Below are 19,781 nucleotides of genomic sequence, written 5' to 3' on the forward strand. Positions count from 1 at the left end.
AATAAATTCTAAAGGAGTCCATTATGTTTGTTTATGAAAAAGCTGAAATTTGGTTTGTTGCTGGTAGCCAACACCTTTATGGACCAGAAGCACTTGAACAAATAAAAAATAATATCCAACAGGTAACGGATTATTTTAATACAGAAGCAAAATTACCGGTAAAGATTATTCTTAAACCACTTGCGACAAAACCTGACGATATATACAGCCTTTGTCAGGAAGTTAACTATTCTTCAAAGTGTGTTGGATTAATAACGTGGTTACATACGTTTTCACCGGCTAAAATGTGGATTAATGGATTAAATCATTTACAAAAACCTCTTTTACAACTTCATACTCAATTTAATGAAGTCGTTCCTTGGGATTCAATGGATATGGATTTTATGAATCTCAATCAAACTGCACACGGTGGGCGCGAATTTGGTTTTATTGGTTCTCGTATGCGCCAACCTCATTCTCTGGTAACGGGTTATTGGAAAGATAAAGATGTGCATGATCAAATTGCACGATGGATGCGAGTTTGTGTTGCAATTGATGCCGAAAAAACCATGAAAATAGTTAGATTTGGCGACAATATGCGGGAAGTTGCAGTAACAGAAGGTAACAAAGTTTCTGCACAAATTAAATTTGGTTATTCGGTCAATACCCATGCCGTTGGTGATTTAGTGTCAGTCCTTAATTCAATTAATAATAGCCAAATAAATCAGTTAATTGATGAATACGAAACACTTTACCAACTCACCCCTATTGCGCAAATTAATGGTGAAAAAAGACAAAATCTAATTGATGCAGCAAGAATTGAATTAGGAATTGAGCAATTCTTAAAACAAGGTAACTATTCCGGATTTACTACAACGTTTGAAGACTTATATGGTATGAAGCAATTACCAGGTCTTGCCGTACAGCGATTAATGGCTAAAGGTTATGGCTTTGCTGGTGAAGGAGATTGGAAAACCGCAGCCTTACTTAGCACTATGAAATTAATGGCAAAAGGCCTTACAGGTGGTACTGCATTTATGGAAGATTATACCTATGATTTTACTAAAGGTAATGAATTGGTTGTCGGTTCACATATGTTAGAAGTTTGCCCATCGATTATAGATGATGGCGTGAAACCTTTGTTAGATATCCAACATTTAGGTATTGGCAATAAAGCTGATCCTGCACGGCTTATTTTTCCATCAAAGCCAGGTTTAGCAATAAATGCAAGTTTGATCGATATCGGTAATCGTTTCAGATTAATCGCAAATGAGATCGAAACAATTAAACAGCCTTATACACTACCCAAATTACCTGTAGCTTGTGCAGTTTGGAAGCCAAAACCATCTCTTAATGTATCTGCTGAAGCATGGATTTTAGCAGGTGCTGCACATCATTCAGTTTATACTCAGGCACTTTCAATGGACTATTTTAGACTTTACGCACAGCTGCATAATATTGAACTTCTAGTTATTGATGGTAACACAAGAATCAATGATTTTAGAAATGAATTACGTTGGAATGAGATTGCGTATTGTAATCCTCATTCTTGATAAATTTATCTTAGCCAAGTAATAAAATAATAAAAGAATGATTAGATAATAAACTAAGTACAATTATAACAAATTGTTCTTACTAATTATTTGATTAATTCATATTACCAATGAGAGGTAATGTATGTTTACATCATTAAAAGAACGAGTATTAGCGGCAAATTTACTACTCCCACGTTATCAATTAGTCACTTTTACTTGGGGAAATGTATCAGAAATTGATAGAAATAATGGTGTCATTGCCATTAAGCCATCTGGCGTTTCTTATGATAAGTTGAAAATAGAAGACATTGTTATAATTGATCTTGATGGAAAGAAAATTGAAGGTAAGCTAAATCCTTCAAGTGATACCCAAACGCATATTGAACTTTATAAAACGTTTGAACAAATTGGCGGAGTTATTCACACTCATTCCCGTAATGCAACAATTTGGTCACAAGCAGGATTAGATATTCCTGCTTTAGGAACTACTCATGCAGATTATTTTTATGGTGATATTCCTTGTACTCGCTTATTAACACCAACTGAAATAATTAATAATTATGAACTCAATACGGGGAAAGTCATTATTGAGGAGTTTAATAAACGTAATATTGATGTTATGGCAATACCTAGTGTTCTTGTGTCTGGGCATGGTCCTTTTGGATGGGGAAAAAATGCTGATGATGCCGTACATAATGCGGTTGTTTTAGAAGAAATTGCTGCTATGGCATTAGCAACTCGCAATCTGAATATCGGTATAAAAATTCAACAAGAATTATTGGATAAACACTATTATCGTAAGCATGGTAAAAATGCCTATTATGGTCAATCATAAAACTATCAAAAATTAGATTTCTTAAAAGTTGTACTATTTAAAAATATCAGCCATCCGCCAAACACTCCTGTTTGGCACTTTTACTTCAAACAATTGTTAAAATTTTATTATTCATTATAATTTTACCAATATGGTCTCTATTAAATTTAGTTTTATTTGAATCATTATTTAAAATTACAATTCGTTCATCAAATAACTTAATTATATTTATCTTATAGTTTATATTATCAAACTAAAACGGTATATTTTTACCTAGTATGGAATTTTTAGATTAGGATATGATTCATTTAATTTAAGGTTTTTTGAGCATTTCTTATTTAAGAAAATATTTAATTTAATTTACTTAATATATTTGAGTTAAATAGATAAATAATATTAGATATCATTTAAAATAAATAAAACACTAACTATTTTGATAATAACCATATCATAAAATAACAATTGTTAAATCTAGCTAGCAATTCATTGAAATTTTTATTTTAGTTTTAGATAACAATCGTTAGGATCATTCAGTTTTATGAATAATTTATTTTCTAAACTAATTTATCTATATTAATATTAAGCCCAAATGACTATTTAGACATTTGGGCTTAAAAATTCGATATTAATTATTACAGTATATTAATATTAGATTTCCTCACTTTTAAATTTACCATTAGATAAATCCCGTTCAACTTCACTATAGATTGATTCAAGTTTATAAAAACACAAAATAGCGATATTGATTAACGCAAGAATTAAAGGAAAGTAGATAAATAAAAATTCTATCACAGATAGAACTTCATTTGTTTGCTGTACATCACCACCACTAATAAATCCAAAAGCGCCTAGTATCCAACCAATACTAGCTGTACCCATACCCATACCTAATGTCTGACCTAATGTTCCTGCACTAAATAAAATCCCTTGAATTCTTAATTTACTGATCCATTCACCATAATCAATAGTATCCGCTAAAAAAGCGAACATAGTTGCACCAACTCCACAAAAACCAATACTTCGAACAACTGTAGATATAATGATATATAGGGCATTTTGTTTATCAATTAACGGAATTAAACAAGCAATACAACAAATAATAAGTCCAAACAATGCAAGGTTTCTTTTACCCAAATGACGAAGAAGAAATGGAATGATTAGTAGGGTCAATAAACTAGGAATATATTGAGCCATACTTATATAAGACATATAGTAAACATCATCTAAAATATATTTTGAATAATAAACGCTCACAGTTGAAAGTGCAGTTAAGCTAGTAAAAGTTATGAATAAATAGAAAAATATCATAATCCAATATTTATTTTTTAGTATAGCTTTTAAAACTTGCTCAAATTTTATATTGCTATCGTTATCTTCTTTTATTGGTTTAATTCGTTCTCTAACATTTAATCCAGTAATAATTAAACAAACTGCAGTAAAAAAACCAAAGATAGCAAATAAAATTATCCAAGAAACTTTAGTATTCCCAAAATATCCAACAATTGGGAGAGTAAAAACTCCAACAGTTAGAGATCCTAACGTAGAAAGTCCATTTCTAAATACACTTAAAACACCTCTTTCATAAAGACTTCTTGTAATAAGAGCAAGTAATGAGCCATAAGCAATATTATTTGCAGTAAATAAAATATTAGCTAATAAATAAGTTATGCATACATACCATATTTTTATATTATCACTAGCTTCTGGAATTGTTGACATTAAAAATGCTGATAATCCAAAAGGAATAGCAGTAAATAGAACCCATGGCCTTGCCTTGCCATATTTAGTATTTGTTTTATCAATTTTTATACCAACAAAAACACATAAAATACCATCTATAACGCGAGCAAAAAACATCAAAGAGCCAACAAGAATGGCGGAAACACCAACAACCTCTGTATAAAAATATGCCAAAAAGGTTACCATTAAAGTATAAGTTAAATTTGTACCATAATCGCCTAGACCAAAAGAAAATCTTTCCTTGAATTTAATTTTTTCTGAATCGATATCAGAATTATTTATAAAACTATTCATGATTATTCCCCAACAAAATAATAGCTAAATCCCAATCTTTTAATATAAATTTGTCGTTATATTTTAAAATTGAACCGGTTAATAAATTACGTCCGCCTATTTCAGTAAAACAAACATTTATAGGGTTAGAAGAATAATTAAAGTAAAATCTAATTTTTTCTTTTTTATAATTGACGCCATTTTTAATAACTAGTGGAAAACTATCCTGGCATTTAAGATCTGCCAATTTTTCCTCATTAAAAATATATTCATAAATTTGTTGTAGTACGGAAGTACTTATATTACAACCTATATAAGTGGCAGAACCGCGCCCATACCTATTACTAGTAACTGCTGCATATTTTCCCCAATATGGATGTTGATACTTGGCTAAAATTTTTGTATTAACATCTGGCTCAATCAGCTCCATCCAATCATTTATCTGGCAATCACAAATGGTCAGATCAATTTCGTCTGATATCAAACTTACATTATTAGGTTCAACGAATAGTTGATATGAAATCCCGCAAGCTTCTGAAATAATGCCAGGTTGAACAACAGTTCGCACCTTCATATTTTCATTTGCAAAACCAGATTTAAATGAATAAATTACATTACCTCCATTCAGAACATAATTATTTAATTGTTCTAATTTAAGGTCACTAACACTATAAAGAAGTGGGATTATCAGAAGATCGTAATTAAATATAGAGTCATCATCAATCGAAACAATATCTACCTCTATGTTCATTTTATATAAGGTATCGTAATAAGAACGAAAAATATCGTTATATTGATGTAATGAATCCCTGCTAAATTGATGACCATGCCAAGGATGCCAATCAATAGCTGTTAAACACTCATTACTTACAATAATTGCTACTCGATTATATTTTTTTATTTCACGTAAATGCTTTGATAAAAGCTTTAACTCATTACCTACAATAGAAGCTTCTTCATAGATTGGATTTGGCTGTAAATCATGACTTAAAATTCCTTTCCAATATGTTTCAAATGAGTTATGAATTGAATGCCAGTGCCAATAACCAATTAAGCTTGCGCCACTAGCAATATGGCTATACGCTTGTAAACGTAACTGACCGGGATAAGGAGTCCAGTTTTTGAATGCTTGAGCTTGTGTTTCTAATACAAGGTAATTTTTTTTCTTGGTGCTACGAGCTACATCTCCTGAAAATGCAATTTCAATACCAGTTAACTGATCTTGACTGGGATGGTAAACATCAACACCAGTTATATCTAAAATTTCAGATGCATCAAAATGATTTACTTCAGATTGAATTCCATATGACCATGTTCGCCATTCAAAATCAAAATTATGAGTTAAAAATTGTTTTTCTGATTTATATTCATTAATAATATTAGCTTGCCATTGCAAAAAATTTTTTACTAATTTACGCTGAAATTTCTGAAACTCAGCACCTAAACTAGCATTTATTGTTCCAACTGTTGATGGAAAATCTTCCCATGCATCGATTCTATTGCTCCAATAATCTAAACCAAACTCATGATTTAATGTTAATAAATCACCAGAAAATTTTTCTTTCAAATATTTAACGAACTCTATTTGTATATTATTTCCACAAACATCATAATATTTAGTTTCATTATCAATCTGAAATCCAATAACGGCAGGATGATTAGCTACGGCTTGCATTAATTTTCTTATAAGACGTTCGGCATAAAATAGATAAGCTGGATGCGTAATGTCCATTTTTTGACGATGACCATATTTATTCCGACCATTTGGCGTTATGGCCATGACTTCAGGATATTTTTTTTCAAGCCAAGCTGGAATAGCATAAGTAGGAGTGCCTATAATCACATCAATGTTATTTTGGTACATCTTATCGAGTACTATAAGAATAGAACTAAAATCAAAAACGCCTTCTTGTTTTTCAAACGTACTCCAAGTACTTTCTGCGATACGTACATAGTTTATTCCTGCATCTAACATTAATTTAATATCTTCATCTATTCTCTCTTTTGGTAAATATTCTCGATAATAAGCGACACCATAATAAATTTTGTCCATAATTTATATCTCTCTTTTTTGTTAAATTAGCTACTATTTTTTATGATAATTAAACATACTATTTATATATATGGATAATCTTGTTATTAATATGGAATAATTGGCTTGCTAATTTAATATGAGAGATATATCACATTATTTATGCTCTTAATTTACACTGATTCCTTTTGCTTTTTTTATTAAAAGCATAAGTGTAATTTATACGTAGGTTCATATAGGATTGATTATTTGAAATAAATATAAATATTTTGGTTTCAGCAGTCGAGTTTATTAATCTCTTGAAAGGATTATGGGGATTAAAAAAATCAGGTATCTTCTGATACCTGATTTTCCATTTTTAGGATTAAATGTAGCAATTAATCGTCACTATAACCTAAGCTTCGAAGTGCTCGCTCATCATCAGCCCAGCCGGCTTTAACTTTTACCCATAATTCTAAATGAACTTTATTATCAAAAAATAATTGCATATCTTTACGTGCTTCTATGCCAATTTTTTTGATTTTTTCACCTTTATTACCAATGACCATTTTCTTTTGACCATCACGTTCAACCAAAATTAAACCATTGATACGGTACATGCCGGTAGGCTCATCGACTTTAAATTGTTCTATTTCAACCGTGACAGAATAAGGTAGTTCATCACCTAAAAAGCGCATTAGTTTTTCACGGATGATTTCTGAAGCCATAAACCGTTGTGAACGATCAGTAATATAATCTTCGGGGAAATGATGTTCACCAACAGGTAAATGTTTTTTTACAATGTCTTTGATGATATCAACGCCTTCACCTTTTTCAGCACTAATAGGCACAACATCCAAAAATTTGATTTTTTGGCTGATTTCTTGAATATGGGGCAACAGCTGAGTTTTATCTGTAACATTGTCAATTTTATTGATCACCAGTAATACAGGCGCTTTACAATCTTTAAGTTTGCCTGCAACCATTTCATCATCATCAGTCCAGTGTGTGCCTTCAACAACAAAGATAACCAATTCAACATCACCAATTGAACTGCTAGCAGCACGATTCATTAACCGGTTAATCGCTCTTTTTTCTTCAATATGAAGACCGGGGGTATCAATATAGATAATTTGATCATCATCTTGAGTATCAATACCTACAATACGGTGACGTGTAGTTTGTGCCTTGCGTGAAGTGATTGATACTTTTTGACCAAGTAGTTGATTTAATAAAGTTGATTTGCCGACATTTGGTCTACCGACTATAGCAACAAATCCACAATGTTGTTTTGATTCTGTCATTTTATACCTAATTGGTTTAGTGCTTCTTGAGCTGCAGCTTGTTCAGCTTTACGACGACTTAAACCTCGTCCTAAATATTGGTGATCATCATTGTCAATTTTGCATTGAATGAGAAACTCTTGCTCATGATTATCACCAGTAACTTCAAGAATTAAATAGCATGGTCGTTCATGTCGAATACCTTGCAGATATTCCTGTAATCGTGTTTTAGCATCTTTTTGCTTAATGCCAGGTTTAATTTCATTTAAACGCGTTGTATACCAAGCCAAAATTAACTGACGAATATTTTCAATATCACTATCTAAATAAATAGCACCGATGATAGCTTCGACGGCATCAGAAATAATCGACTCGCGGCGATAACCACCACTTTTTAATTCGCCTTGGCCCAAAATAAGATAATCACCTAATTTAAACTCTTTACCCATTTCAGCAAGAGTTTGACCACAAACTAAACTTGCTCTCATTTGGCTAAGATCACCTTCATCTTGCTTGCTAAATCGATGATAAAGCTCATCAGCAATAACAAAACTAAGGATTGAATCACCTAAAAACTCTAGCCGCTCATTATGCATTTTATTCGCACTGCGATGAGTCAGTGCGAGTTGCAATAAAGATGTATCTTTAAAATGATAACCAATCGATTGTTGTATTTGATTCAAATTTTTCATAGTTATCACAGTTAGTGAATTCCACCAATACGGCTGAATCGAATTCCTGTAGGCCATTCATCAGGTTGTTTTTCAAAGCTAATCCAAATAGCGGTTGCACGACCAACAAAATTTTCTTCAGGTACAAAACCAAAATATCGGCTATCACCACTATTATCACGATTATCACCCATCATAAAGTAGTTACCTTGTGGTACAACCCAAGTTGCTAAAGGTTGGCCTTTTTGATGATAAAAATAAGTTGGGTCTTCCATTTTTCTTGGCGTTGTTAGAATGTCGTGAGTAAATTGACCTAAGGTTTCTTGTTGAATTGTCATATCGAATGTTATTCGAGTTTGAGAATCAACAATACCTTTATCCTTATATTGTTTTATTGTATAGAAATCTGGATTTTGCTTCCATTCATCCACTTCTTTCCAATTACTTGATTGTGGCTGAGTATAATGTAAATCTAATGGTTCAGATTGCTGACCGACACAATTATTATCGCTTGTCTGGCACGCTGGATAAATAAGTATTTTCTTTTCCTTTGACAAATAAACAATTTTATCACCTGGTAAACCAACAACCCGTTTTATTATATCTCGATTTGAACCATCAGGATGTTTGAAAACCGCAATTTCACCTCGTTTTGGATGGCCGGTTGAAATTAAGACAGTATTTGTAATCGGATCACGTAATCCATATGAAAACTTTTGTACAGCAATAAAATCACCAACTAATAGTGTCTGCATCATTGATCCTGAAGGAATTTGAAAAGGTTCATAGATAAATGAACGAATAACAAATACCACAAACAGAACAGGAAAAAACGATGATAAATTCTCAACCCAACCTTTAGGTTTCCCGACTTCAGCTAGAACTTTTCCATCAATTTCACCATTGGTTTGCTTACGAATTTCTTCAACTTTACGTTGTCTAGCTGGTTTCCATTTAAATTTTTCTAAAAACCAGAAGATAGCAGTAATAAAAGTTGCTGTTGTCAATATGATGGCGAATATATTAGCCATTATTTATCCTCTTTAACTAATTAATCTTTACCTACATGCAAAATAGCTAAAAACGCTTCTTGAGGTAGTTCAACATTACCTACTTGTTTCATGCGTTTTTTACCCTCTTTTTGCTTCTGTAAAAGTTTCTTTTTACGACTAACGTCACCACCATAACATTTGGCCAATACATTTTTTCGTAATTGTTTTACAGTAGAACGAGCTATAACATGATTGCCAATTGCCGCTTGAATTGCTATATCAAACTGCTGACGAGGAATAAGATCTTTCATCTTTTCCACTAATTCTCGTCCACGATAAGGTGCATTATCTTTATGCGTGATAAGCGCTAATGCATCAACTCGTTCGCCATTAATTAATACATCAAGTCTGACCATGTCAGCAACTTGGAAACGTTTAAAACTGTAATCTAAAGAAGCATAACCACGTGAAGTCGACTTAAGTTTATCAAAAAAGTCTAAAACAACTTCAGTCATTGGAATTTCATAAGTTAACGCAACTTGATTGCCATGATAAACCATATTAATTTGCACACCACGTTTTTCAGCACATAAAGTAATTACATTACCTAAATACGTTTGTGGCACTAAAATGTTACATTCAGCTATCGGCTCACGTAGTTCTTGAATATTATTTACTGCCGGTAGTTTAGCAGGGCTATCAACATAAATGATTTCATTTTGAGTAGTTAAAACTTCATAAACTACTGTCGGTGCAGTGGTAATTAGATCAAGATTATACTCTCTTTCTAATCGTTCTTGGATGATTTCCATATGCAATAAACCAAGGAAACCACAACGAAAACCAAATCCTAACGCACCAGAATTTTCTGGCTCATAAAAAAGCGAAGCATCATTAAGGCTCAATTTACCTAATGCATCACGAAATGCCTCGTAATCATCAGAACTAGTAGGAAATAACCCGGCATAGACTTGAGGTTTAACCTTTTTAAATCCCGGTAATGGTTTATTCGCAGGAGATTTTGCTAAGGTTAAAGTATCCCCTACAGGCGCGCCTAATATATCTTTGATTGCGCAAACAACCCAACCTACTTCACCACAATGTAAACAGTCTTTATCAACTTGTTTTGGTGTAAAGATGCCTAAACGATCAACATTATAAGTCATTCCTGTACTCATAACTTTGATTTTGTCACCTTTATTTAACTCACCATTTTTGATACGAATTAGTGATACAACACCTAAATAATTGTCAAACCATGAATCGATAATAAGTGCTTGCAAAGGAGCATTGGAATCACCTTCTGGCGCAGGGATATCATGAACAAGCTGTTCAAGTACATCAACCACACCAACCCCGGTTTTAGCCGAACATCTTACTGCATTGCTAGCATCTATACCAACAATATCTTCAATCTCTTCAGCCACTCTTTCCGGTTCAGCTGCAGGTAAATCAATTTTATTAAGTACCGGTACTACTTCAAGATCCATATCAAGTGCGGTATAACAGTTAGCAAGGGTTTGTGCTTCAACCCCTTGTCCAGCATCAACAACAAGTAATGCACCTTCACATGCGGCAAGCGAGCGTGAAACTTCATAGGAAAAGTCAACGTGTCCTGGTGTATCAATAAAATTTAGCTGATATGTTTGGCCATCTTTAGCATGATAATCTAAAGTAACACTTTGTGCTTTAATTGTAATACCACGTTCACGCTCCAGATCCATTGAGTCTAAAACTTGAGCTTCCATTTCGCGATCAGAAAGTCCACCACAGATTTGGATAATACGATCAGAAAGCGTTGATTTACCATGGTCAATATGAGCAATAATTGAAAAATTGCGGATATTTTTATTCATATCAATAAGTTATATTTTAGTTATGTACTGTTAATTATCGTTAATGTTATTGGCTATAAATAACAAGTTAAATAATCACGAAAATAGAAGCAAACATTCTACACATTAATAGTCAGTAAGCATAGTGTTATCGAGAGGTTTCCGATGATTTCTCAACAATATTTTGAGCAATTCTTTCTATTGTGGCCTCAGGTAAATTACCTATAATGATAATATTTTTGTTGTCAAAATTAGTCGAAAATATGGTTCGACCACCTTGCTGAATAAGTTGATTTGGTTGACTCGCTTGCTCTAAAGAGACATTTACTGTAAAAGAAAACACACCGTCAGAAAACAACTTGGTCGCAATATCAGAACCATAAAAATTGACGTTATACGCTGCAATTTCTTTAAATCCTTTTGGCAACCATGCTAAACGCCAAGCATCAAGTAAATTATTCTCTTTTTCGATAGATAATAAAATTGGGTAGCTTTGATTACCAATATAATTTTTGAATTTTTGGGCATCGAAATTAGTATCAATATCAACCACTTTAAATTGATTAACAATGTCATTATCATCATTAATTAAATCTATTCGTAACGGTAAATAAGTTTCATCATCGATCCATATTACATAACTATAACGATCTTTATCTTTAGCAATTATTTTCACTAATTGAGCACCACGATTCGCCGTCCTAGTTTTACCTAATAAAATAAAGTCATAAATACTAACTAATGAATTAAAATCATTATAGATAACATCAGGAAATGCCTCGGTTATACGAGAACTAGCAATCGAAAATGAAGGGTTATCTGGTTGAAAATAGCTGGTAGTGTTGTTATGTAAAATGATCTCTTTAGCAGGACCTTCAAGATAAAGCAACTGCGCACTAATATTCTCTTTTTTAGCTGCACCTAAGTGGTTATATTCGAAGGTTGAGGCAAATTGTTCTTTATCTTGTGATACAAAGTGAATTTGATAATCACTCGTTTGCACTGCTTTGCCCATTTTATTTAATAAATTTAATGCTTCACTGGTTCCTTCTGCCATGGCTGAGGTAGAGGATAATATAAAAAACAGAGTAATAATAAAATTGTTACTCTGTTTTAGCTTTATTTTTATTAAAGAAAATAGGAAATTCATCTTTTTTAATGGGCATTTAACCTTTTTTGTAATTCATAATCTTGAACCAGCAATCGAATCTTATCATATTGTCTTTTTTCAAGTAATTGCTGATCATTATGTTGTTGTATCCCGCCAACAGGTGCAACATTTACACCCATAGGTACCGTATTAAGCGTTGGAACTCCATTAGTTTCATCTGATTGACCTTGATGATATTGAACTCCAGCAATAATTGCTAATGTAACACAAGCAGCAAGTCCGACTTGACTAACCTTAGCCATAGCGTCTTTAATTCGTAGCCAAAATAAATTTTCAGCTTTAGGAATTGAAATCTCATCTTGAGAAGGTTGATCCGTTAATTGTGGGTATAAATCATCATCTGCAATCGCCATAGCCACTTGATTACTAATATCTAATGTTAATGAACTACCGTGCAATTCTCCTCGCATAGCTTCTCTTGCGAGATGATAGCGATGCCAGCAGGATTGCAAACTTTCATCGTGACCAAGTTCATCGACAAAGTGATCATCGATGAACTCACCATCCATTAGTAATGAAAGCTGCTGTTTCTGTTCTATTTGCATAGTAGATACCTTAATTTCTTGCTACCTATTTTAATTTGTTCAAACCATCAATTTATTAATGGTTTTATTTTTTCATCAATAGCATCACGCGCTCTAAAAATACGTGATCTAACTGTTCCAACTGGTGTACCCATAATTTCAGCTATTTCCTCATAACTTAATCCATCAATTTCACGTAATGTAATAGCCGTTCTTAAATCATCAGGTAATGCTTCAATTGCGGCAAAAACTACTCTTTCAACTTCTTTAGAAAGTACTAAACTTTCCGGGTTATCGACATCTCTTAACGAATCAGCACCTTCGTAACTTTCAGCTTCACTTGCATCAATATCTGAAGATGGTGGTCGTCGACCTTGCGAAGTTAAATAATTCTTTGCTGTATTAACTGCTATTCGATACAACCAAGTATAAAAAATACTTTCACCTTTGAAAGAGCTTAATGAACGATAAGCTTTAATAAAGGTTTCTTGCACAACATCAGGGATTTCAGAAGGTAAAACATAACGTGATACCAAATGAGCTAGCTTATTTTGATAACGAACGACAAGTAAATTAAACGCATTTTTATCTCCGTTTAAAACGCGATCAACTAAAACTTGGTCTGTTATTTGCTCCCCCATTAAAGGCCATCCCTCATTATGTTAACACTATTAGTGTGGCCCAAAACTGTGCACTCTAACAGTTAGATTCGTGAATTTAAAAAAAGTTCCCATTATTTTAATAGAAATTTCTTTTTTTTAGCTAATTATTTTATTTTTTAGCATTTTATATACTTAAAAAGTGCGCTCCTCAACTTTTTTAGTAAACATTTTAACTTAATTAATTGAGTAAGAAGATTTCACGTTCACCCGCCGCATTATAAGTGATTTGGTAAAATTGCGGTAAATTAAAATTAACTGAGCTACTAGTAGTAAAGGTGAAGCGGTCATCTGATAATACATAAAAATCATTAATATCTTTGACCATGTTTTCTTTGGTACCGTTACAATTACGGTAAATTTCGATTTGATTATGCTCGTTTAAAATATATAAATCAAATCCATTTGCGGTATCTTCAAAAAAGAATTGAATAATACCTTCATAAGCAACGCTATCAATCTCTTTAGGTAATTCATTACTTTCATCTAAAATATTTAGTGGCCTACCTTGGACTTTATTATTTGAAACTGCCCCATAAAAATCAATGGCACTTTCAAATTGATGAAAAGAAACGCCAAATCGCTCGAAAAATAGATACCAAGAGGCACCATCAATTCTTAGTGGTTTAACTTGAATTAAATTATTTTTAGTTGTCGTTAATCGCAAGTCAACACAATCGTACATCAGTTTTTTCATTTGGCTTTTAATTTCACTGATGAGCTGATTGCTATAACAAAAGATTTCGACCGAATTAGGTAAGTCAGCATCTTTATGCATACGATTAAGTAAGGCTTTTATAGCTTCTAGCACACATAAAGTTCCATTAAAATGTAAAACTCGAATTTCATTCCACGAATTACGATAGAGCAAGTCAATGGAGTTAACTAAACTTAGTTCTTGTTTACCATAATTTAAAACATTAGTGCTGATCTCATCTTCTAATTCTAAATTAACCGTTGGATCATTTTCTAAATTTAATATGATGGCTAATTGACGTATTTCACACGGCCCATATAACTGTTCTTCGGTTGCCGTTGGAACATCAATCGGAAAGTAATTTTTTAGATCTTTAATCAGCTTGGTGATTTTTTTGTTATCCCGGTCATCACCATCGTAATAATAAAATTGGGTTGAATCTGAAATCAGCCCATTAAAATAACACCATCCAACTAACTTAACTAAGTATTTGCTGTATTCTAAATATTGATGTCCAACGATCGAATTAAGTTTAGGGCTTTGATTATAAACATACCACCCCGCTCGATTAATTCGATCTTCTTTAACATGAATAAAAGTTAATACATCTTCTTGTAAATTATCAGATATATTTAGTTTTAGTGTAGAAATTTTACCAGGAAGAACTTCAAAAGAAGCATATAATTTACGAGTTAATATCGCCAAATCTTGTGGACTAATCAGTGAATCTAGATTGTTACGACGTCCAAAATTAAGTAAATTACGATAACCGGTCATCATTGTATGTAACAATATTTCGTGTATTTCACGAACTTGTTCGATTTTCCACGTTTTACTGGCATCTAATTTTGCCAATAATTTGGGACGCCACCCCCACTGTCTCACAAATTCATTTAACACTTCACGTCGCCAAGACGGTGAGTCACAGTTTTGTGATAATTTTTCATTCACTTTTAAATAAAAGCAATGTCTAACTAATTCAAGGCGCTGAAAATCTTTAATTTCGATTAAATAGTTCGAGATTCTATCCAATAACATGGAATATGAATCGAGATAATGATGGGTATGGATTTCACCTTTCTGAATTAACTCCCGCATCTCAAAAGCGATAGGCTTATTCTGTGGATAGATTGAAGAATAAGCTTCAAGTAATAATGTCTTTAATACGGCTTTGAATGGTGAATCGATACTTTTATATAGTTGCCATAAACTTGCACCAAAATACTCTTCTGCAGATAATCCGGTTAATGGTCCAAAATCAATCCATTCTTCACGCTTAATGATATTTGAAACAACTAATGCTTGAACACATTTTTCATAGTTAGGATACGTGACATCGTTAACAGTAAAATCAGAGGGAACCGCAAACCATAATAATCTTTTACCCGCTAAAAGATTGGCTGAGCGATAAAACTCTTCAAGCAGTAATATGTGCTGAGCGGAACCACAATTTTCACCCATTAGACATTCATGATGTTGATTAATAAATCGATCGACATCAACAACAAATAACGTAAGTTTAACACCGAGATCTTCAGCCCATACTTCTATCAATCGACATTTTTGCATCAATGCTTGCTTTTTAGCTGAAGATAAACTATTTTCGATACAGATCCATATATCTAGATCTGATGAAATAGATTGCCCGATAGAACACGTACTGCCCATCGAATATAAAGCAGAAATATCAGCGTGATTTGTTTTATATTTCGCATTGAAATTAAAGTCATTTTTTAACTGTTCAGTAATTTCTTTCGGCGACTTATAATATGCAATACCTAATGGTGTTTCTTCACTCACATAACCAGGAAGATCGGGATGGTGAAAATGAAAAAGAGCCGGCAATAATGAAAAAACACGTTGAAACCCCAAAGACATGCTACTTTGTGCCCGATCGTGTTTTAATATTGCAAGATCATCAAGTTCTTTTTTTATGTTATTAATATCGTATTGCATAGCATTATTCAGGTGAAACAGATGTACTATTGACGAACAATTTCTCCAATAATTTTTATTATAACGTAAAAATAATGTAAATTTACAAATTTAACGAAATAAATATTATGATCACCTTAGAAAAAATATCACAATCTTTGAAAAATACCAAAAATCAATTTCAATTTATAAATAAAGCCGCTGTTTTAATCCCAATTATCAAGATTGAAAATCAATTACACCTACTTTTTCAGGTCCGTTCCAAAAAACTCAAATGGCAACCAGGTGATATCTGTTTTCCTGGTGGACGTGTTGAATTATCTGATATCAACCCCGAATATACCGCCAAGCGTGAAACGTTCGAAGAACTAGGAATTACACTTGATCAAATCACCGTATTAGGACAATTACCTAAATTTATCGCCTCGTTAGGCATGATAATTTATCCCTTTGTCGCAAAAATTGGTCATATAGATAACTTGGACAACTTACTAATCAACCATGATGAAGTTGAATCTATTTTTACGGTACCAATTGAATGGTTTATCAAGCACTCACCAACACAAGCAACCATGTTTGTTGGTTTTAAACCTGATGATAATTTTCCTTTTAATTTAGTACCAAATCGAACTGCAAATTGGCAAAAAAGATCAGAACATCATGTCCACTTTTATCAATATAATGATTTTGTTATTTGGGGATTAACTGCACAAATTATTAACAGTTTTATACGCACGATAAATGTTGATATCTAGTTATAATATAAAGATTTATTGTAAGAAATATCTCTACTATCCCATAATATTTTTTAGCATAAAATGCTCAAAAATATATTCTTTGCAAAAAATTGGATCGATATCTACACAAATATTCTGATTAATATATACTAATAAGTGGTTATTTTCTTTTACACCATTTCCATCCTGTTTTATCTAGCTGTTTGTAAGAATTAGTAAAATATACATCCGAGAGCGTTTTTCGTTTTCCATACTCTCATGCAATACACTCATAGAATAAGCGTTAAAAATTGTTTTTTATTTTTATAACATAAATACGAAGGACATTATTATGAAACGTTTTAATAAATCATCTATTGCATTAGCTTTACTATTATCTCTACCTGTTGCCAATATTTATGCGGCATTACCATTAACAGCAGAAGAAAGTAATAACCTCATTCCTTTCAAAGAAATTTCAGTAACTGGTAGTTACTTACAAGCGCAAAATGCAGCAGATGATATATCTAAAGCTGCGGACGAAGTTGGTGCTAAATATTATCATATAACTGGAATTGAGCAACCATCTACCGGCACAACAACTAATCGTGCAATTGTTTATGCTGATGTTTATAAATCAAATGCACCTATTGCGGTAAGTAAAGAAGAAGTTACTCATAACGGTGTTGTGCTTTATCCACGTTCAAAAGCCCTTTATTATTTACCATTTGCTGTAGTTAAATTCAAAGGCGATTACAATAACACATCTGAAATTTTGGATGCTGCAAGCAAAATCGCTACTGAAAAAGATGCCTATGCATTTTATGTTTATTCAATTATTGCCGATGATGTAAAAAATCGTCAACAAGACATTGATGTAGCTTTATATAAAAAAGATGCGCCTGTTCGTGACTTTATCATCTCTAAAGCAATTGCAGGTCAAGATGCTTATGAAATCACTAGCGATGCTTTCAAAACCATGGAACCTTATAAAACTATCGTTTTCCATGGCACATTTAACAACACTAGCGAAATTAGCGCTGCGGCACAAAAATATGCTATTGCTAACGATGCGCACTTCTACTATGTAAAAGAAGTATCAACTAACCGCGCTGAAACAGCTCAAACAGTTTATGTAAATTTATATAAATAACGATCCATTACATAATTATCCATGTGTTAAATATTATATTTTTACACATGGATTTTTACGAAAATAAACTTTTAGTCTCAAGCTCTACCTAACAATGCAATTCATAAAAAGATTTTTATCCAAGAATTAGGTTTTTCACGATTTAAGTTTGTAATAATAAGTATCAGCATAATTTAAACACAATAAATGTATCTTTTTTTATTTAAATTTAAGAATTAAAAGGTAAGGTAAGATGATATTATTGAAAGGATTTAAATTTATACTGTTTTTTCAATTTCCATGGTTAACACGATTTATCATATTCTTTTTAATTTCAGTGTTTTTAATAAACAATTTAGCTTTGGCTTTGAATGCAAAAACAGTAGAAGTTATTCATGGTTCCGCCCCCTATTTTATTAATCCAGATGCGATAGGCATAAATGGATCTCGAGAATATAATCAACAAAACTTTCACTATTTTGGAGTAAAATTACAAACTACAATAAACTCTGAATTAAATAGTTTAAACGACACAATAAAAGCCATAAATTTCCCTCAGGTTGATCCTAATACAACCACACCAAATCAATTGTTAACAATGTTAAAGTCTGATTATGGTTTTGAACCTATAATAATGCCATTTTCACCTACTAATCCAATTGATAGTCAGAACGTCTCTGATGATGACGGCGATGTTATAACTAAAATAACCCCACCTGATGGCGGTTTTAAAATAGATTGGTTCTATCGAGCAGCCAATATATCCTATTTATTATTGGAATCAGATAGAGATAGAACCTTCTGTGAGCTCGCACGGTTGGGGTGGAATCCTTATATCAGAATTTCAGGCACCATCGCTTTAGTTTCTGAATATGGCATACCAAATTATACAATTTATTCTACGCCCAAGAGTGACTTTTTGATTTACAATGCGATCAAACCTACCGTTTGTGCCAATCGACCATCAATTGTAAACTCATTTCCTTTCGAAAATCGAGATTACACTGGCGACTGGGCACGTTTAACTTGGGGCGATAAGAATCAATACATAGTTGATTCTGGCTTCGTCAATAAAGTCAGTGCTGGTGGTTTTCCAACTACTGGATTTGATCAAGCACAATTTCTCATGTTTATAGCCGGCGTACCGTTTGATTTATCGACAATAGCATCATCAAATAGTTCAAAAGGAGTAAATGTAGAGATAAAAAAAATTAATGACAATGATGTAGATAGCCATCTAGCTAACACGGCTGTTCAAGTCAAATTGCTAGGAGAAGCCACCGAAGCAAATCCTACATTTTCTATAAAATCCAATGGTGAAGATATTTATTCGTTTACTATTAAGAAATGGTTCTCCGCACCCAGCCAAGATTTTTATCCTTATAATCAATATACAAGTGTTTGCCAGGGAAACTATGTCGTTCCATCTATTGAAGATTTAACCAATAGTGACCAAAGTCTTATAACTAGTGGTGGTGCTTGCCAATCTGATAATAAGTCAGATAATTGTCTAGCCATTACAACTAATCACTATTATCGTCGGGTTGGAAACAATCTTTTAGCTGAATGGGGTGATGTAACTAACGAAGGGAATTATTATCATCACGCCTATCCAGGTAACCATTTCCCTAGAGGACGTTTATATTGGACTTCGAACGAAAGAGATAGTAACAACCAATACGCGGTAGGTTCAACAAAAGGCGCTATTGAATGGCAGTTGAAAGATAATGAATTATATTTTGTTTGTGTGCTGAAATAGAAAATATATTCATAAATTGCGTTATAAGATGATATAACGCAATTTTCATTCTTAT

At 32.6% G+C, this 19,781-nt stretch carries 15 protein-coding genes; 5 read left to right on the plus strand and 10 right to left on the minus strand.

Translation table 11 applies throughout. The features are described 5' to 3' along the window. Positions 1–23 precede the first annotated feature (23 nt). Both araA and AC5LXI_RS12730 read left to right on the plus strand, forming a co-directional pair. Positions 24–1,532 carry an L-arabinose isomerase gene (araA, locus tag AC5LXI_RS12725; protein WP_493442673.1) on the plus strand — a complete coding sequence of 503 codons (1,509 nt, stop codon included), beginning with the start codon at positions 24–26 and terminating at the stop codon, positions 1,530–1,532. A gap of 124 nt (positions 1,533–1,656) precedes the next feature. Beyond that, on the plus strand, positions 1,657–2,349 hold the full coding sequence (locus AC5LXI_RS12730; protein WP_493442674.1) for an L-ribulose-5-phosphate 4-epimerase: 693 nt from the start codon (positions 1,657–1,659) through the stop codon (positions 2,347–2,349). A gap of 627 nt (positions 2,350–2,976) precedes the next feature. On the opposite strand, the gene AC5LXI_RS12735 is transcribed toward AC5LXI_RS12730, so the two are convergent. The 10 genes from AC5LXI_RS12735 to AC5LXI_RS12780 form a co-directional block, all read right to left on the minus strand. Further along, the gene (locus AC5LXI_RS12735; RefSeq protein WP_493442675.1) at positions 2,977–4,362 is read right to left on the minus strand and encodes an MFS transporter; all 1,386 of its coding nucleotides are present in this window, start codon (positions 4,360–4,362) and stop codon (positions 2,977–2,979) included. Next, the gene (locus AC5LXI_RS12740; RefSeq protein WP_493442676.1) at positions 4,355–6,394 is read right to left on the minus strand and encodes a beta-galactosidase; all 2,040 of its coding nucleotides are present in this window, start codon (positions 6,392–6,394) and stop codon (positions 4,355–4,357) included. The genes AC5LXI_RS12735 and AC5LXI_RS12740 overlap by 8 nt, the downstream gene beginning before the upstream one ends. Before the next feature lie 356 nt (positions 6,395–6,750). Continuing rightward, entirely contained in the window at positions 6,751–7,656 is a 906-nt protein-coding gene (gene era / locus AC5LXI_RS12745; protein WP_493442677.1) for a GTPase Era, read from the minus strand. Further along, the gene (rnc, locus tag AC5LXI_RS12750) at positions 7,653–8,327 is read right to left on the minus strand and encodes a ribonuclease III (RefSeq protein WP_493442678.1); all 675 of its coding nucleotides are present in this window, start codon (positions 8,325–8,327) and stop codon (positions 7,653–7,655) included. The genes era and rnc overlap by 4 nt, the downstream gene beginning before the upstream one ends. An 11-nt stretch (positions 8,328–8,338) precedes the next feature. Then, positions 8,339–9,337 carry a signal peptidase I gene (gene lepB / locus AC5LXI_RS12755; RefSeq protein ID WP_493442679.1) on the minus strand — a complete coding sequence of 333 codons (999 nt, stop codon included), beginning with the start codon at positions 9,335–9,337 and terminating at the stop codon, positions 8,339–8,341. Between the two features lie 20 nt (positions 9,338–9,357). Then, positions 9,358–11,154, minus strand: coding sequence for a translation elongation factor 4 (lepA, locus tag AC5LXI_RS12760; RefSeq protein ID WP_493442680.1), 1,797 nt, complete (start codon positions 11,152–11,154; stop codon positions 9,358–9,360). Between the two features lie 127 nt (positions 11,155–11,281). After that, on the minus strand, positions 11,282–12,190 hold the full coding sequence (locus tag AC5LXI_RS12765) for a MucB/RseB C-terminal domain-containing protein (RefSeq protein WP_493442681.1): 909 nt from the start codon (positions 12,188–12,190) through the stop codon (positions 11,282–11,284). Between the two features lie 98 nt (positions 12,191–12,288). Beyond that, on the minus strand, positions 12,289–12,849 hold the full coding sequence (locus AC5LXI_RS12770) for an RseA family anti-sigma factor (RefSeq protein ID WP_493442682.1): 561 nt from the start codon (positions 12,847–12,849) through the stop codon (positions 12,289–12,291). Between the two features lie 47 nt (positions 12,850–12,896). Then, entirely contained in the window at positions 12,897–13,469 is a 573-nt protein-coding gene (rpoE, locus tag AC5LXI_RS12775; RefSeq protein ID WP_493442683.1) for an RNA polymerase sigma factor RpoE, read from the minus strand. Positions 13,470–13,668: 199 nt separating this feature from the next. After that, the gene (locus AC5LXI_RS12780) at positions 13,669–16,140 is read right to left on the minus strand and encodes a class I adenylate cyclase (RefSeq protein ID WP_493442684.1); all 2,472 of its coding nucleotides are present in this window, start codon (positions 16,138–16,140) and stop codon (positions 13,669–13,671) included. Positions 16,141–16,247: 107 nt separating this feature from the next. On the opposite strand from AC5LXI_RS12780, the gene AC5LXI_RS12785 reads away from it, so the two are divergent. The 3 genes from AC5LXI_RS12785 (at position 16,248) to AC5LXI_RS12795 (ending at position 19,726) form a co-directional block, all read left to right on the plus strand. Beyond that, positions 16,248–16,874 (plus strand): NUDIX hydrolase, encoded by a 627-nt coding sequence (locus tag AC5LXI_RS12785; protein WP_493442685.1) that lies wholly within the window; start codon positions 16,248–16,250, stop codon positions 16,872–16,874. A 313-nt stretch (positions 16,875–17,187) separates the two neighbouring features. After that, positions 17,188–17,988, plus strand: coding sequence for a YdgH/BhsA/McbA-like domain containing protein (locus AC5LXI_RS12790; protein ID WP_493442686.1), 801 nt, complete (start codon positions 17,188–17,190; stop codon positions 17,986–17,988). A 232-nt stretch (positions 17,989–18,220) separates the two neighbouring features. Continuing rightward, a complete protein-coding gene (locus tag AC5LXI_RS12795; RefSeq protein ID WP_493442687.1) occupies positions 18,221–19,726 on the plus strand; it encodes a hypothetical protein in 1,506 nt (501 codons plus the stop codon). The last annotated feature ends 55 nt before the right edge of the window (positions 19,727–19,781 follow it).

It is taken from the genome of Gilliamella sp. LMG 34361 (genome assembly GCF_984569075.1).

Bases quoted from the DNA above. Each gene is read 5' to 3' on its own strand.
- araA (WP_493442673.1), top strand. From the start codon at position 24: ATGTTTGTTTATGAAAAAGCTGAAATTTGGTTTGTTGCTGGTAGCCAA.
- AC5LXI_RS12730 (WP_493442674.1), top strand. From the start codon at position 1,657: ATGTTTACATCATTAAAAGAACGAGTATTAGCGGCAAATTTACTACTC.
- AC5LXI_RS12735 (WP_493442675.1), bottom strand. From the start codon at position 4,362: ATGAATAGTTTTATAAATAATTCTGATATCGATTCAGAAAAAATTAAA.
- AC5LXI_RS12740 (WP_493442676.1), bottom strand. From the start codon at position 6,394: ATGGACAAAATTTATTATGGTGTCGCTTATTATCGAGAATATTTACCA.
- era (WP_493442677.1), bottom strand. From the start codon at position 7,656: ATGACAGAATCAAAACAACATTGTGGATTTGTTGCTATAGTCGGTAGA.
- rnc (WP_493442678.1), bottom strand. From the start codon at position 8,327: ATGAAAAATTTGAATCAAATACAACAATCGATTGGTTATCATTTTAAA.
- lepB (WP_493442679.1), bottom strand. From the start codon at position 9,337: ATGGCTAATATATTCGCCATCATATTGACAACAGCAACTTTTATTACT.
- lepA (WP_493442680.1), bottom strand. From the start codon at position 11,154: ATGAATAAAAATATCCGCAATTTTTCAATTATTGCTCATATTGACCAT.
- AC5LXI_RS12765 (WP_493442681.1), bottom strand. From the start codon at position 12,190: ATGGCAGAAGGAACCAGTGAAGCATTAAATTTATTAAATAAAATGGGC.
- AC5LXI_RS12770 (WP_493442682.1), bottom strand. From the start codon at position 12,849: ATGCAAATAGAACAGAAACAGCAGCTTTCATTACTAATGGATGGTGAG.
- rpoE (WP_493442683.1), bottom strand. From the start codon at position 13,469: ATGGGGGAGCAAATAACAGACCAAGTTTTAGTTGATCGCGTTTTAAAC.
- AC5LXI_RS12780 (WP_493442684.1), bottom strand. From the start codon at position 16,140: ATGCAATACGATATTAATAACATAAAAAAAGAACTTGATGATCTTGCA.
- AC5LXI_RS12785 (WP_493442685.1), top strand. From the start codon at position 16,248: ATGATCACCTTAGAAAAAATATCACAATCTTTGAAAAATACCAAAAAT.
- AC5LXI_RS12790 (WP_493442686.1), top strand. From the start codon at position 17,188: ATGAAACGTTTTAATAAATCATCTATTGCATTAGCTTTACTATTATCT.
- AC5LXI_RS12795 (WP_493442687.1), top strand. From the start codon at position 18,221: ATGATATTATTGAAAGGATTTAAATTTATACTGTTTTTTCAATTTCCA.